A 14,844-nucleotide genomic window follows, 5' to 3' on the forward strand; every position below is an offset into this window, starting at 1 on the left:
GCTTTACGTGAATACGCATAACGTATGGTACACTTTATAAGTCTTTATTTTATAGGAATACAGAATTCATGTCGTGGATGCGAAAAGCCCTTTTATCGGTATTTCATTATCCTGTTAAGCTGTTTGTTAAAGCACACAGCATTCCGGTCAACGTAGAGTCAGAGCTAGGCATTGATAAAGCGAAGCCTATCATTTATTTGCTGCCAACCAACTCTGTTACCGACCAGCTAGCGCTTAGGATGTCAACCGAGGCATTGGGACTTCCTAGCCCAACAAACGTATTGACCCTCGCGGGAAGAGAATACCCCGCCACGTTGTTTCTTAGAAAAACGCAGCCGCTTTTTCGAAGTGAAGCGAATAATACGGGCATAGAGAGCGTATTCACTGACCTTTTTCATCTACATAGAGACCATTTAAATCTCGATCTTCAAGTTGTCCCCGTTTTCGTATCGTGGGGACGCGCGCCGGGTAAAGGAAAACCAGGGCTTAGCGATCTTATCGCAGATAAAGCCGCTCCGAGTTGGTTAAGAAAGCTTTTTATCGTGTTGTTTTTAGGCCGCGATAATTTTATTAATTACTCAAAAGCAGTGTCTGCGCGCACCATGTCGAATCAACACGGTAGCGATCAGCACATAGCACAAAAGCTAGTACGTGTTGCCAGTACCCATTTTCAGCGCAAGCGTCAGACCATGACGGGGCCAACCCTATTAGAACGCCAAGAGTTAAATAACAGCGTATTAGGGTCGGATGCGGTAAGGCGTGCTATTGCAGAAGCATCTCGTGGTAAAAAGCTTACGCATGATGAAGCAAAATCACGGGCACAAAGCTACATAGACGAAATCGCTGCCGACTACCGTGAAGGGCTTATTCGCTTTGGCGAAAGGCTGCTTACGCGTATTTGGAACAAAATATATAACGGTATTAGTGTTGGGCATGCTGAGCGCATACGAGAATTAGCGGCAAACGGCCACGAAATAATCTATGTCCCTTGCCATCGTAGTCACATGGACTATCTGTTGCTTACCTACGTTATCTACCACGAGGGCATGGTAACGCCTCACATTGCCGCGGGAATAAACCTTAACTTTTGGCCTGTTGGAAAGGTATTCCGCCGAGGTGGCGCGTTCTTTTTAAGGCGTAGCTTCGCAGGCAACAAGCTATACACAGCCGTGTTTAGAGAGTATTTAGAGCTGCTTTTCAACAAAGGCTACTCGGTTAAGTATTACCCTGAAGGTGGTCGAAGCCGTACGGGCCGTCTTATTCCCCCGAAAACCGGCATGCTAGCAATGACGATTCAGGCCATGTTAAAAGGGGTAAATAGGCCGGTAAGTATCGTGCCCGTTTACATTGGTTATGAAAACGTCATGGAAGTGAAAAGCTATTTGAACGAACTGAAAGGCTCGAAGAAAAAGAAAGAGTCTAATCTTCAGGTATTTTCTGCTATTAAAAAGCTTAAAAATTTCGGTCATGGCTATGTCAACTTTGGCGAACCTATCCAGCTAAACCAATTTTTAGAAAGCCATGTCCCTGATTGGCGCGACTGCCGTGACGATGACTCCGATAAAAAGCCGACGTGGTTAACGCCTACTGTCAACGAATTAGCCAATAACGTCATGACACGTATTAATCGTGCGGCGGCGTTAAACGGTATGGCATTAACATCGTTGTGTTTGCTGTCTTCTAAAACACAAACCATGAGTGATACAGAGCTTAAGCAAGCGATACATGACTTTATGGGGTTATTTAAAGCGGTGCCTTTCAGTGAAGATGCCACTATGCCAGATGCATCAGCCGACGAATTATTCAACGACACCATGAAACTTGGCAAGTTTGATATAAAAGAAGATGACTACGGTAAGCTTATTAGCCCAGTGCCAAAATCGGCGATATATTTAACCTACTATCGCAACAATATTTTGCACTTGTTTGCTTTGCCCGGCCTCATCATGGCATCGGTTTTTGCACGTAAAGGCACTAGCCGATCATCAATACTTCAGCTTATTGCAGCACTGTACCCACTGTTACAAAGAGAGTTATTCTTGCACTTAACGCAAGACCAAGCGCTGGCGCATACCGATGCGCTCATCGACGGCCTCTTGTCGTTAGGCTTACTGCGAAGTAACGACGACGAACTTCTTCCGCCTGATGCGCATTGTAAGCAGTTTCATTCGGCGTGGTTGTTAAGCCGATGTATGCAAGAAACACTTCAGCGCTATGCCGTTGTGCTCACAATACTGGATAAAGAGAAGGTCATAAGCCGCAATGCACTTGAACGCGAAAGCAAAAAAGTAGCCGAACGCTTGTCAGCCCTTTATGGGTTAAGCTCGCCTGAATTTTACGATAAAAATGTGCTTTCTAGCTTTATTACAGCCCTTAAAGAGAACCACTGGTTAGATTCGTCTGACGACGGAAGCCTAAAGTACTCTGAGGAATGTGAAGGATTACGTGAAGATGTTATGGCATTGATTTGGCCAGAAATGATGCAACACCTTGAAAATGTAGCACTACAACGTAACGATTAATACCACGTTGTAGCGACAAAAAGAGGCCAGTAATTTCACATTAAATTATTGGCCTTTTTTGTATGCCGCCTTATATCGCCCCTTGCTAAACCATGCTTATCAAAGGGCGACATAAAACGAAAACTGATTTACCTAGCGTGGCTGCGATAAAAAGAATTGGTACGCAGGGTTATCGCTGACTTCTTCTACCTTGTAGCCCAACTTGGCCACATGTGCGTTGAAAGCCTCTCTGCTATCAGGTGCAATATCAAATCCCACCATAACTAACCCTTCAGCAGCACCATGATTGCGATAATGGAATAGCGTAATATTCCACTGTTCACCCACCGTCGTTAAGAAATTAAGCAATGCACCCGGACGCTCAGGAAATTCAAAACTAAATACCTGCTCGTTAGGTAAAGCTGGGGGTCTGCCGCCAACCATGTGACGCACATGAAGCTTAGCCAGCTCATTGTCGGTTAAGTTAAAGCACTCATAACCTTTTTCGACTAAGTCTGACTCTAATGCTGCAAACTCTTGTTGACCGCCTTTAAGCTTAACGCCCACAAAAATGTGCGCTTCTTCATCGCTGGCATATCGGTAGTTGAATTCGGTAATTGCTTTAGCGCCAACACACTCGCAGAACTGTTTGAAGGCCCCTTTAGTCTCAGGAATTTTAACCGCAAATACCGCTTCTTTTTGCTCGCCTAACTCACAGCGTTCAGACACATAACGAAGTGTATGGAAGTTAATATTGGCACCACACAAAATACCACCGAGTGACTTACCTTGAAGCCCGTGTAATTTCACGTATTTGCGTATGGCCGCTACCGACAATGCACCTGCAGGCTCGGCAATAACGCGAGTATCATCAAAGATATCTTTAATCGCCCCGCATATTTCATCATTGGTGACGGTAATGGTGTCATCTACTAAGCGATTGCAAAGCCTGAAGGTTTCTTGGCCCATGACCTTTACGGCCACGCCATCGGCAAAAATACCGACACTTTCAAGCTCTGTGGGCTCACCCATTTCCTTCGCTTTTATAAAACAGGCGGACTCTTCCGACTCTACTGCAACAATTTTAATACTTGGCTTAAGCTGCTTTAAATAAACACAAATTCCAGCCGCTAATCCACCGCCGCCTACGGCAACAAATAAGATATCGAGGTTCGGGTTTTGCTCAAGCAACTCACGGGCAACCGTCCCTTGCCCCGCAATCACATCAGGGTCGTCAAACGGGGGAACAAACGTATAACCATGCGTTTTGCACAATGCTTTTGCATGGCTGCTTGCCTGATCGAAACTCGTTCCATGCAATACAACATTCACGTGATCGCCGCCAAAGCGACGAACAGCATCTACCTTGATGTCGGGTGTCGTTTCAGGCATTACAATAGTCGCTTGGATACCCTTCATTTTTGCGCTGTATGCTAAACCCTGCGCATGATTCCCTGCCGAAGCGCCAATGACGCCTGCGTTACGCTGGGCTTCAGTTAAAGCAGCAATGCGGTTGTATGCGCCCCTAAGTTTAAAGCTTTTAACTGGCTGCTGATCTTCACGTTTTAAAAATATCTCGTTCCCCAATTCGTTTGAGAGCAACGACATATAAGACAATTCGCTCATTACCGCGACATCATAGACCGGGGCGAGTAAGATTTTTTTTAAGTAATCGTGATCGCTTACTGTCATAAGTTTTCCAATTTTGTCACATCTCGCACCGCGCCTTTATCCGCGCTAGTCGCCAACGCTGCAAACGTTTTCAACGATGTTGAGACTTCACGCACGCGATCTTTAGGGCGCCATGGTTTATCACTTGCTTCCATTTTAGTTCTTCGTTCAGCCAATACCTCGTCGCTAATAACAATGTTGATACGACGATTTGGAATATCAATTTCAATCTTATCGCCATGTTCAACCAATGCGATACCGCCACCACTGGCAGCTTCTGGCGAACAATGGCCGATAGATAGGCCACTGGTGCCACCACTAAATCGACCATCGGTTACTAACGCACATGATGCCCCTAAGCCTTTTGATTTCAGATACGAAGTGGGATACAACATTTCTTGCATACCCGGTCCGCCGCGAGGGCCTTCATAACGAATAAATACCACGTCGCCAGCCTTCACTTCGTCGTTAAGAATACCGGCTACGGCGTCATCTTGGCTCTCGTAGATTCGCGCGCTACCATTGAACGTCAGGATAGATTCATCAACGCCTGCGGTTTTTACAATACAACCATTCTCTGCCACGTTACCGTATAACACCGCCAGGCCACCTTCTTGACTAAAGGCATGTTCAACTGACCGAATACACCCGTTTTCACGATCAGTGTCGGCTTCATCCCAGCGACAGCTTTGGCTAAAGGCCTGTGTGGTTCGAATACCCGCAGGCCCAGCACGATAAAACTCTATCGCTTTTTCATTTTCCGGATTGGTCACGTCCCATTCACTGATAACCTCTGTGATTGGCTTGCCTAGTACGTGATTAACATCGGTATTTAATAAGCCTGCTTTGTTTAGCTCATTTAAAATACCTAATACGCCGCCGGCTCGATGAACATCTTCCATGTGGTATTTAGGCGTCGACGGCGCCACTTTACATAAATGAGGTACTTTTCGAGAAAGGCGATCAATATCGTCCATTGTGAAGGGCACTTCACCCTCTATGGCAGCGGCAAGCAAATGCAAAATAGTATTTGTTGACCCGCCCATGGCAATGTCTAAGCACATGGCATTTTCGAATGCTTTAAAGTTGGCGATATTACGTGGCAGTACACTTTCATCATCGTCGCCGTAATAGCGCTTACACAGCTCTACAATTTGCCTACCCGCTTGCTTAAATAACCCTTCGCGATCAGCATGGGTTGCCAACATAGAACCGTTACCAGGCAGCGATAAACCTAATGCTTCAGTAAGACAATTCATCGAGTTGGCAGTGAACATGCCCGAACACGAGCCGCAGGTAGGACAAGCCGAGCGTTCTATTTCATCTGAATCCGCATCGCTGACTTTATCGTCTGCTGCCGCGACCATGGCATCAACTAAATCAAGCTTGATAATTTGATCAGATAACTTTGTTTTTCCCGCTTCCATCGGGCCGCCAGAAACGAAAACAACGGGAACATTGAGGCGCATTGAGGCCATTAACATTCCCGGCGTAATTTTGTCGCAGTTAGAAATACAGACAATGGCGTCGGCGCAATGCGCATTTACCATGTATTCAACGGCGTCAGCAATAATTTCACGAGAAGGTAAGCTGTAAAGCATACCGCTATGGCCCATTGCAATGCCGTCATCTACCGCAATAGTATTAAATTCTTTGGCCACACCGCCTGCTGCTTCAACGCTGCGCGCCACTAATTGCCCCATATCTTTAAGATGCACATGCCCAGGCACAAACTGCGTAAATGAGTTCGCAATAGCAACAATCGGTTTCCCAAAATCAGAGTCTTTCATTCCTGTTGCTCGCCATAGCGCGCGAGCACCTGCCATATTTCGACCTTGCGTAGTGGTTGCAGAACGTAACTTGGGCATAAATCCTTCCCGTTAAATGTATAAAAATAAATGCAAAATAATAATACCGAAACGAATGATACATTACACAGCGTAAGCGCTCAGTATTGCAGGCAAATAGACGCTAAACGAATAAAAAGGGTTACGTCTTTGTCCTGAGACTGTATCAGCGTTAGTCGGTTGTTTAGTCGATATTGAAAGTCGCACTATATGCAATCGCATTTCATGCTAAATGACAAGCGTAGGCCCATTTTCATGGGTTTGCTATTGAATGGTTGTTACTGGAGGGTTTATGGCTTTAAATACCCTGTATTGATGCAGCTTGGCCGAACTACAACAATTATGCGCAAAGAAATAGCATGAAAGTAGCGCTTGAATCAAGTAATTTGCGTCTTAATTTACGTTTTAACATTCTAACAAAAACGAGTATTCGATAGATGATCGATTGGTTTCATTGGTTAAACTTAACAGGGGTTGCCGTGTGTGCTATTTCAGGCACACTAATGGCTTACCAAAAGCGCATGGATGGTTTTGGCGTTATTGTATTGGCGAGTGCAACCGCTATTGGCGGTGGCACATTACGTGACATGATGCTTGATGTACCCGTGTTTTGGATTGCCGACACCGATTATCTATACACGACATTAATTGCAGCGTTCATCCCCATTATTTGGCTTCGCCTGAGTCCACGCTTTCCCTTTCATTATTTACTTATCGCCGATGCTTTTGGTCTTGCTCTTTTTAACGTAGTAGGCATTGAAAAAGCGCTGGCAAACGACACGGGGATCGCCGTGGCGGTCGCAATGGGGACGATTACCGGTGTATTCGGAGGGTTGTTACGCGATGTGATATGCCGTGAAATACCTCTAGTATTAAACGGCGAACTGTACGCGATGACCTGTGTAGCCGGCGGCGTTGCATACGGCGTTAGTATGCAATTAGGTTATGCAACAACATGGTGCGGTGTCGCTGCACTTGTTACTACCGTGTTGTTTAGGCTTGGTGCAATGCGATGGCATTGGCAGTTACCGGTATTTTACAAAGACCATTAAAACCTATTCCCTTGTTCAGTTATAGCCACTCCCTATCTTGCGTATGGTGACACGAAAAGGAGTGTTCCATTATGGGTATGGCAATAGTAAAAACGTTTGCAGGGCAGGGAATTAGTGCACCAGAAATAACGGTTGAAGTGCATTTGGCCAATGGGTTGCCCGCATTTCAGCTAGTTGGAATGGCCGAAACCAGTGTTAAAGAGGCGAGGGAGCGCGTGCGCAGCGCCCTTATTAATAGCGGTTTCGACTTTCCTGCGAAACGTATAACAGTGAATTTGGCCCCTGCTGATATTCCAAAATATGGCGGGCGGTTTGATTTAGCGATAGCCGTGGGCATTTTAGTCGCATCGGGCTATTTATCAGATACCAGTTTGTTAGGCATCGCCTTCGTCGGCGAGTTAGGCCTTAACGGAGAAATAAAGTCTGTCGCCGGGCTTATTCCCGTATTAATGGCGGCGGCCAATGAAGATATTCCGGTTATCTTCCCCGGTGATAATGATGTAGAGGCATCGCTCGTTTCCCATGCCACCCGCTACCCTGCGTTTGATTTAGTCTCGGTTTACGCCCACCTGTCAAAAGCAAAGACATTAAGAAAAGGGCAGCCCTTTCTTGCAGCCAATCAAACAGAAACGCTGGGGGAGTGGGACGACATTATCGGTCAAGAGCAGGCCAAGCGTGCATTGATGATAGCGGCTAGCGGCAGTCATAATATTTTAATGGTCGGCCCACCGGGCACCGGCAAAAGCTTGCTAGCGAGTAAGCTTTTGACACTCCTTCCACCATTAAGCGAACAAGAGGCGCTAGAAGTTGCTGCCATTCACTCAGTTAAAGGTGAAAAGCGTGATGCCATACATTTCTTGCGTCGTCATTTACGTTCTCCGCACCACACAAGTTCGCCAACATCGCTCACTGGGGGCGGCAGCAACCCATCACCTGGCGAAATATCACTCGCACACCATGGCGTGCTATTTTTAGACGAGCTTCCAGAGTTTGGGCGAAAAGCATTGGACGTATTGCGTGAACCACTCGAAACAGGCGATGTTCACATTTCGCGTACTTCCCGCAGTGCTACGTACCCCGCTAATTTTCAATTGATTGCCGCAATGAACCCTAGCCCAACGGGCGATATTGACGACAACAGGCTAACGCCGTCCCAGCAACTCACCTACTTGAACCGCCTTTCAGGGCCATTTTTGGATAGAATTGATATACAAGTTGAGGTGCCGCGTTTACCTGACTACGACTTGCCACCAGTACCTACTGGCGAACAAGATTCCATGCGCGAGGCTATTAAACACGTTGCACAATCAAGAGAGCGTCAGCTTTTGCGGCAAGGTAAACCCAATGCGTCATTGAGCGCCAGCGAGCTATCCACTTACTGTCAGGTCAATGACAACGATCTTGCGTTCTTTAAAGCCGCCGCAAAAAAGCTCAACTTATCGATGCGCGTATTTCATCGTACGTTGAAAGTGGCTCGGACCTTGGCCGATTTAGATCAACAAAATAACGTGCAACGGCATCATATCGCCGAAGCACTCGGCTATCGCGCGCTTGATAACCTGATTAAACAACTCAGTAGTCAATAACCCGTATTGGTTAACGCCTTACAGCACGGTTTTTAAGCCTAAAAAAGCATTAATTAATGGCTCGTGCTGCTTATCTTGAGAGCAGCATAAGCCCAGCGCGTAAGGTTCTATGTCAGCAACGTTTATCTGCGTGACTGCACTGGACATCGTAGAGTGATCAAGCACGACTTTAGGAACAAACCCGACACCACATTCGAGCGCCACCATACTAACGATTGCTTCATTACCGCCGACAGATGCATACACGTTAGGCCGAATACCTTGCTCTGCAAACCAGTGATAGGCCGTGCGTCTGGTAGGGCCCGTTTCAGGCATAATGACGTGATGCTTTGTCCAATCAATCTGGTCTAACTGAGTTAATCGCCAGTCTTTGGGCGCAATCAAAACAAGCGGCACCGCATCTAGCGGAGCAAAGTGTAAATCGGTAGGCAAGTCCGGCGTATAGATAGCAATCGATAAGTCACACTCGCCTTTTTTAACTTTATCGATAGCCAATGCCGGGTCGCCCGTAATAAGGCGTATATCCACTCCAGGATGTTGTTGGCGAAACTGTCGTAACATTGCAGGTAAATGGCTTTGACTCGCCGTCACCGAGCAGAAAACGCTTATTTCACCTTTTAGCGCTTCACTGTCTTCACGTAAGTCTACTTTTAATTGTTGCCAGTCTTTTAAAGCCTGTGACGAAAATGACAATAACTTATGACCACTGTGCGTTAGCGCAACCTTTCTATTATCTCGCTTGAACAATGTACACCCCAAGTCATCTTCAAGCCTTTGAATTACGCGACTAAGCGTAGAGGGTGAAACATACATAGCCTGCGCGGTATCACCAAAATGCAAGCTCGTCGCTAAGTGCGTGAACAACTGTAAACTGCGAAAATCCATCAACGTTTCACCTTTTGCAATATTATCTTGCAAATATATCATTTTCCAAAACAAAAGAAATCCCTTACTCTCCATACCAAGTCGTCATAGACGAGGTCTTCAGCACCCAGTAGGTAGCTGATAATGACTAAAATGAATGTTGTTCGGAATTATTATGGCTAATTATTTCAATACTTTATCTCTTCGCCAGCAGTTAGATCAGCTTGGCCGCTGTCGTTTCATGGCTCGCGAAGAATTTGCTGACGGATGTCAGGCGTTAAAAGGCAAAAAAGTGGTTATCGTAGGTTGTGGCGCACAAGGCCTCAACCAAGGCTTAAACATGCGTGACTCTGGCCTCGACGTTTCTTACGCACTGCGTCAAGCTGCTATTGATGAGCAACGAGACTCTTACAAACGTGCAAACGGCAACGGGTTTACTGTTGGTACGTATCAGGAACTTATTCCCGACGCTGACTTGGTTTATAACCTTACGCCAGATAAGCAGCACGCAAGCGTTGTTGAAGCAGTTATGCCTTTGATGAAAAAAGGCGCAACACTAGGGTATTCTCACGGTTTTAATATCGTTGAAGAAGGTCAGCAAATTCGCGGCGATATTACCGTCGTAATGTGCGCACCGAAATGCCCTGGAACTGAAGTACGTGAAGAATATAAGCGCGGCTTTGGGGTTCCAACCCTTATCGCAGTGCATCCTGAAAATGACCCAGAAAATAAAGGCTGGGACATTGCAAAAGCATTAGCAAGTGCAACTGGTGGTGACAGAGCAGGCGTTCTTGAATCGTCATTTGTTGCCGAAGTTAAGTCTGACTTAATGGGCGAGCAAACTATTCTTTGCGGCATGCAACAAGTTGCAGCAGTGCTTGCCTTTGAAAAAATGACAGCTGACGGCCTTGACGCAGGTTACGCAGGTGCATTGATTCAGTACGGATTAGAAGCCATCACTGAAGCCTTAAAGATTGGTGGCGTGACCAACATGATGGACCGCTTATCGAACCCGGCTAAGCTGAAAGCATTTGCGCTATCCGAGCAGTTAACAGACATGCTTCGCCCTTTGTTTGAAAAACACCAAGACGACATCATTAGCGGCGAATTTTCTCGCACGATGATGGAAGATTGGGCAAATGGCGACGCTAACCTACTTAAATGGCGTGAAGAAACCGGTGAAACCGCGTTTGAAAATGCGCCAGTCTATGAAGGTGAAATCAGCGAGCAAGAATTCTTTGACCACGGCATCTTATTGGTAGCCATGATCAAGTGTGGTGTAGAAGTAGCCTTCGACGTAATGGTTGAAGCAGGCATTTTACCTGAGTCTGCATACTATGAATCACTGCATGAAACACCGCTTATTTCTAATACTATCGCTCGTAAGCGTCTATATGAAATGAACGTGGTAATTTCAGACACAGCAGAATATGGAAACTATTTGTTTGCCAATGCGGCCATTCCACTTCTGCGTGAGAAATTTATGCCTACTATCGATACCTCAGTAATCGGTAAAGGATTGTCTTCATCATCGAACCAAGTTGAAAACAAGCGCTTAGTTGATGTTAACGAAGCAATTCGCTCACATGGTGTTGAGCAAGTAGGTAAAACCCTGCGTGGCTACATGACTGACATGAAAGCCATCATCGGTTAGGACAGTTTCTGTCGTTAGGTGCTTTACTAAGCCCTCTTGCCCGACCATTTTGGTCGGGCTTTTTTATGCCTGCTGTTTATTGTCAGCGATAACAGCCCAACGATTTACTCGCCGCATTCCCTTACACGTTCTGCATAACGAACTGCCACATACGCGAGCGCAAAAAACACAAAGAAACCGATACCAATAGGGTACAAATTACCGTTCAAGAAGCTGTCGATAAACAATGCTATTGGTACAGAAAAAAGGCTTGATAGCGAACCGATAATCGCCGCGCCTAACCCCGCCATTTCACCTAATGGCTGCATTGCCATGGCATTTAAATTACCAAACAAAATACCGACAAAGAAAAAACCAATAAACATGGTCGTTACTGTCATCCACAAAGGCGGTAATCCGTTGTATGAGGTAAGTAAAATCAAGTATACGATTGCAAAAACATTGACGCCTTTAAGTGCAAATCGACACAACCTACGCATGCCAAACTTCATCACCATTTTGCCGTTAAAATAAGAGGCAAGGCCGATAGAAAAAGCCAAAATAGCAAAGTAGTAAGGGAACATATCACCAACGTTATAAAACACTTGGAAGATAGTCTGGCTTGCGCTTAGGTATGCTAAGAAAGAGCCAAAAATAAAGCCCATCGAAACAGTGTATCCCATGACCGCAGGGTGAGTAAGGATGAACTTTGATGAGATATAGAACTGTTTGAATGAGAAAGGACGCCTTCTTTCTCTTGGCAGCGTTTCGCCTTGCCGTGTAAAAAACCAAATACCCGACAATACCGCAACCACTAAAAACAGGGTGAAAATATGATACCAAGAGGCTAAATCCATAACGGTTTGCCCAATAACGGGCGCGAGCATGGGGACTAAAATAAATACCATCATAATGAAAGACATGACTTTCGCCATTCCATCACCAACATGCAGGTCTCTAATAATGGCTAGTGCCGCAATACGAGGGCCTGATACCCCAAACGCTTGAATTACCCGGCCGACAAGCATTGTTTCTAGGTTGGTTGCGCTCATGCAGACAAAGGTACCAATGGCGAATATACACAACCCAACCAAGATTGTGAGTCGTCTACCCCGACTGTCTGCAAACGGCCCAAAGAACATTTGTCCGAAAGCCATTCCTACAAAGAAAAGCGTGACGATGAGATGAGTATGATGGGCCTCTTCAACGTTCAAGGCTTCTCCGATTTGAAGAAGTGCTGGAAGCATAGCGTCAATACTTAATGCCACTAGCGATGTCATGGTTGCCATAAGGGCAACAAATTCAACAATCCCTAACGGGGCTTTCTGTGAAGTCTGCGAATTCGGCGACAATTTCTTTACTCTGTGTAATCAGGGAACAAGGGGGCATAGCCCCAGCATATACTCGAGCATAACGCTGCCTCTTTTACAAAAAAGAAGCAGTAATACAACCGGTGGCTTTATTCAGTGGCAATGCACAGAGGTAAGACACGCATACGAGGCGCAGAAGTATAGCTTATATGCGGTTAAAAAGCCGTCAGTATTCGCCTAAATGCTATTACGAATACTGATGGCGTTAATCACGTTACTGTGATGTGACTGCAGAGACAGTGTCCTTTGAGGAGGAATGAGATAAGTGCTTATCTAAGAATGCATCGAGTTCAGCAAAGAAGCGATGTCGATTTCTTTGAATAGAGAGCCCGTGATCGCCGGCTTCAAGTTCAACATATTTATATTCCTTGTCTAAATCATCAAGTTCGTCAGCCATATAACGACTTTGGCGTACTAATACCACTCTGTCTTCCTCACCATGAACAAGCAAGATGGGCGTTGTTATCCCTTTTGCATTGTAATACGGCGAGCGTGCCTCTAAATCGTCAGAGTCATCACCAATTTGATTTTTTACAAACTCATTATTAAGAAAGCTTCTCGACGACTGAACCAAGTGCTTCAGCGAACTCACACCGGCAAAGCTGACAGCACACTTAAATAATTCGGGCGTTTTTACGGTAGCCATTAGCGCCGCGTATCCGCCGTAGCTTGCGCCGACAATACATAGGTTATTTTCTTGAGCGTACCCTTGGTCAACCATCCACATTGCACCATCAGTAATGTCGTCCTGCATGGCTAATCCCCACCCTTTCATTTGGCTTTGTGCAAACGAAAAGCCATAACCTCGAGAGCCTCTAAAATTAGGCCGTAAAACAGCGTACCCTTTATTAGTGAAGTAAGCAGTCCAGTAATCGAAGCCACTGAAGTCGCGTGCACCCGGGCCTCCGTGAGGATGGATAATTGTAGGAAAAGGGCCGTCGCCTTTTGGCAGCGTCACAAATGCTTCTATCTCTATACCGTCTCTGGCTTTATAGGTAATCAGCTTATGCTTGGATAGCCGCGATTGATCGATTTGCTTGTATTGCTGGAATAATAAATCTAACGAACCTTGCTCTCGACTTCCAATAAGGTATGTGCCTGGCGTAACATCATTTTCAATATATAAAATATAGTTTTTTTCATCGTCACTAAAGCTAACTAAGGTATTCGTATATTCAGGCAGTGCTTTTTCTAGCCCTTTCTGTAATCCTGCTAGGCTTTTGTCCCAGTACTGCCTACCGTTATGCCGTATTCCCACTACGTCATTCGTCAACGATGAGTAAATAAGGCCACCGTCAACGTCATACCCTTCATCAGCATACACTTCGCTGTGTTCCATCGTACTGAGATTTAATGAGAATATAGCTTTGTAGTCGCCTTTATATCCTCGGTAATAGAGAATATTAGGGTCTTTTGCAAAGCCCAGCGGATATTCCCCTTTTTCATTCATCGCATTGTAGCTAAACAGGGTTTTGTACTCGTCACCCTCTTTCAGCAACACTTCGCGTTCACCCGACTCGTAATTGAGTGTGACACCAATGCGCACGTTGTGTTGCCTATCGGTCATCCAATCGCGTATTTCTCGCTTACCTTTAATGAGCCGTTTAACTTTCCCGGTAACAACGTTAACTTTGTACACCGACGGTAAACCCGGCATAACGACATCAATCGCCATTAATATATGGTCTGGTTCGTCTGGCAGCCAATCGATTACCTCATCTTGAAATTGGGGAGTGTAGTTTTTATTGGTCGCGTAATGCTTCAACCTATGCTGGCTAATTAGGCTTTCTAACTCAGGGTTTTCTTCATCAAACCTTAAGCTAATTAAACGGGTATCATGAACTTTCGTTTTACCACGCTTACTTTCAACACGCACACTCACCACGAAACGTTCACTATTCACCCAGCGATACCAATTAATTTTGACCGCTTCGTTATCCGATTTAAGCAGGTAGTGATTTTTACCCGTCTTAAGATCGTAACTTTTAAGCACGGCAACCTCTTCAGGCGTTGTTATATTTTGTACAAACAATAAACGGCTTCCGTCAGGAGATAGCGCTGGCCCTCGATATTTAGGTAACGCACTAAAGGCGGTATAAGGTTGAGGGTCGCTCGCAACATTGTCTTGCGCAATGGCCGAAGAAATAGTGAAAAAAGAAGTCAATAACACCATTACAGCGTAACCGGGGTGAGTGAATAAACGCATACACAGTCCTTTGTAAATCAAGCGCATTAACGCAAATGCTCCGTGCAAACACAGTGTTTGCCAACATAGTTTTGTGTTAACAATAGCACTTTCTACCCGTGATAAAAATGATGT

Annotated in this window: 9 protein-coding genes; 4 read left to right on the forward strand and 5 right to left on the reverse strand. The window is 45.5% G+C overall.

The genetic code is table 11. The features are described from left to right. Positions 1-68 precede the first annotated feature (68 nt). Complete coding sequence (plsB, locus tag ACOJRU_RS17205) at positions 69-2,522, forward strand: glycerol-3-phosphate 1-O-acyltransferase PlsB (RefSeq protein WP_421132944.1); 2,454 nt, start codon at positions 69-71, stop codon at positions 2,520-2,522. 132 nt (positions 2,523-2,654) lie between these two features. Here plsB and ilvA read toward each other — a convergent pair whose 3' ends face one another. Continuing rightward, positions 2,655-4,193 carry a threonine ammonia-lyase, biosynthetic gene (ilvA, locus tag ACOJRU_RS17210; RefSeq protein WP_421132945.1) on the reverse strand — a complete coding sequence of 513 codons (1,539 nt, stop codon included), beginning with the start codon at positions 4,191-4,193 and terminating at the stop codon, positions 2,655-2,657. Next, a complete protein-coding gene (gene ilvD, locus ACOJRU_RS17215; protein WP_421132946.1) occupies positions 4,190-6,040 on the reverse strand; it encodes a dihydroxy-acid dehydratase in 1,851 nt (616 codons plus the stop codon). The genes ilvA and ilvD overlap by 4 nt, the downstream gene beginning before the upstream one ends. 416 nt (positions 6,041-6,456) lie before the next feature. Between ilvD and ACOJRU_RS17220 the strand changes: the two genes are divergently transcribed. Next, complete coding sequence (locus ACOJRU_RS17220) at positions 6,457-7,071, forward strand: trimeric intracellular cation channel family protein (protein WP_421132947.1); 615 nt, start codon at positions 6,457-6,459, stop codon at positions 7,069-7,071. Between the two features lie 71 nt (positions 7,072-7,142). Continuing rightward, entirely contained in the window at positions 7,143-8,657 is a 1,515-nt protein-coding gene (locus tag ACOJRU_RS17225; RefSeq protein ID WP_421132948.1) for a YifB family Mg chelatase-like AAA ATPase, read from the forward strand. Positions 8,658-8,675: 18 nt separating this feature from the next. Here ACOJRU_RS17225 and ilvY read toward each other — a convergent pair whose 3' ends face one another. Then, positions 8,676-9,542 carry an HTH-type transcriptional activator IlvY gene (gene ilvY, locus ACOJRU_RS17230; RefSeq protein WP_421132949.1) on the reverse strand — a complete coding sequence of 289 codons (867 nt, stop codon included), beginning with the start codon at positions 9,540-9,542 and terminating at the stop codon, positions 8,676-8,678. Positions 9,543-9,696: 154 nt separating this feature from the next. On the opposite strand from ilvY, the gene ilvC reads away from it, so the two are divergent. Beyond that, the gene (gene ilvC, locus ACOJRU_RS17235) at positions 9,697-11,175 is read left to right on the forward strand and encodes a ketol-acid reductoisomerase (protein ID WP_421132950.1); all 1,479 of its coding nucleotides are present in this window, start codon (positions 9,697-9,699) and stop codon (positions 11,173-11,175) included. A 104-nt stretch (positions 11,176-11,279) separates the two neighbouring features. Here the strand turns inward: ilvC and ACOJRU_RS17240 are convergent, their stop codons facing one another. Beyond that, a complete protein-coding gene (locus ACOJRU_RS17240) occupies positions 11,280-12,443 on the reverse strand; it encodes a multidrug effflux MFS transporter (RefSeq protein WP_421134795.1) in 1,164 nt (387 codons plus the stop codon). 295 nt (positions 12,444-12,738) lie between these two features. After that, positions 12,739-14,730 carry an alpha/beta hydrolase family protein gene (locus ACOJRU_RS17245; protein WP_421132951.1) on the reverse strand — a complete coding sequence of 664 codons (1,992 nt, stop codon included), beginning with the start codon at positions 14,728-14,730 and terminating at the stop codon, positions 12,739-12,741. Positions 14,731-14,844: the final 114 nt, after the last annotated feature.

The organism is Alteromonas algae, assembly GCF_049117195.1.
Classification (GTDB): Bacteria; Pseudomonadota; Gammaproteobacteria; order Enterobacterales; family Alteromonadaceae; genus Alteromonas.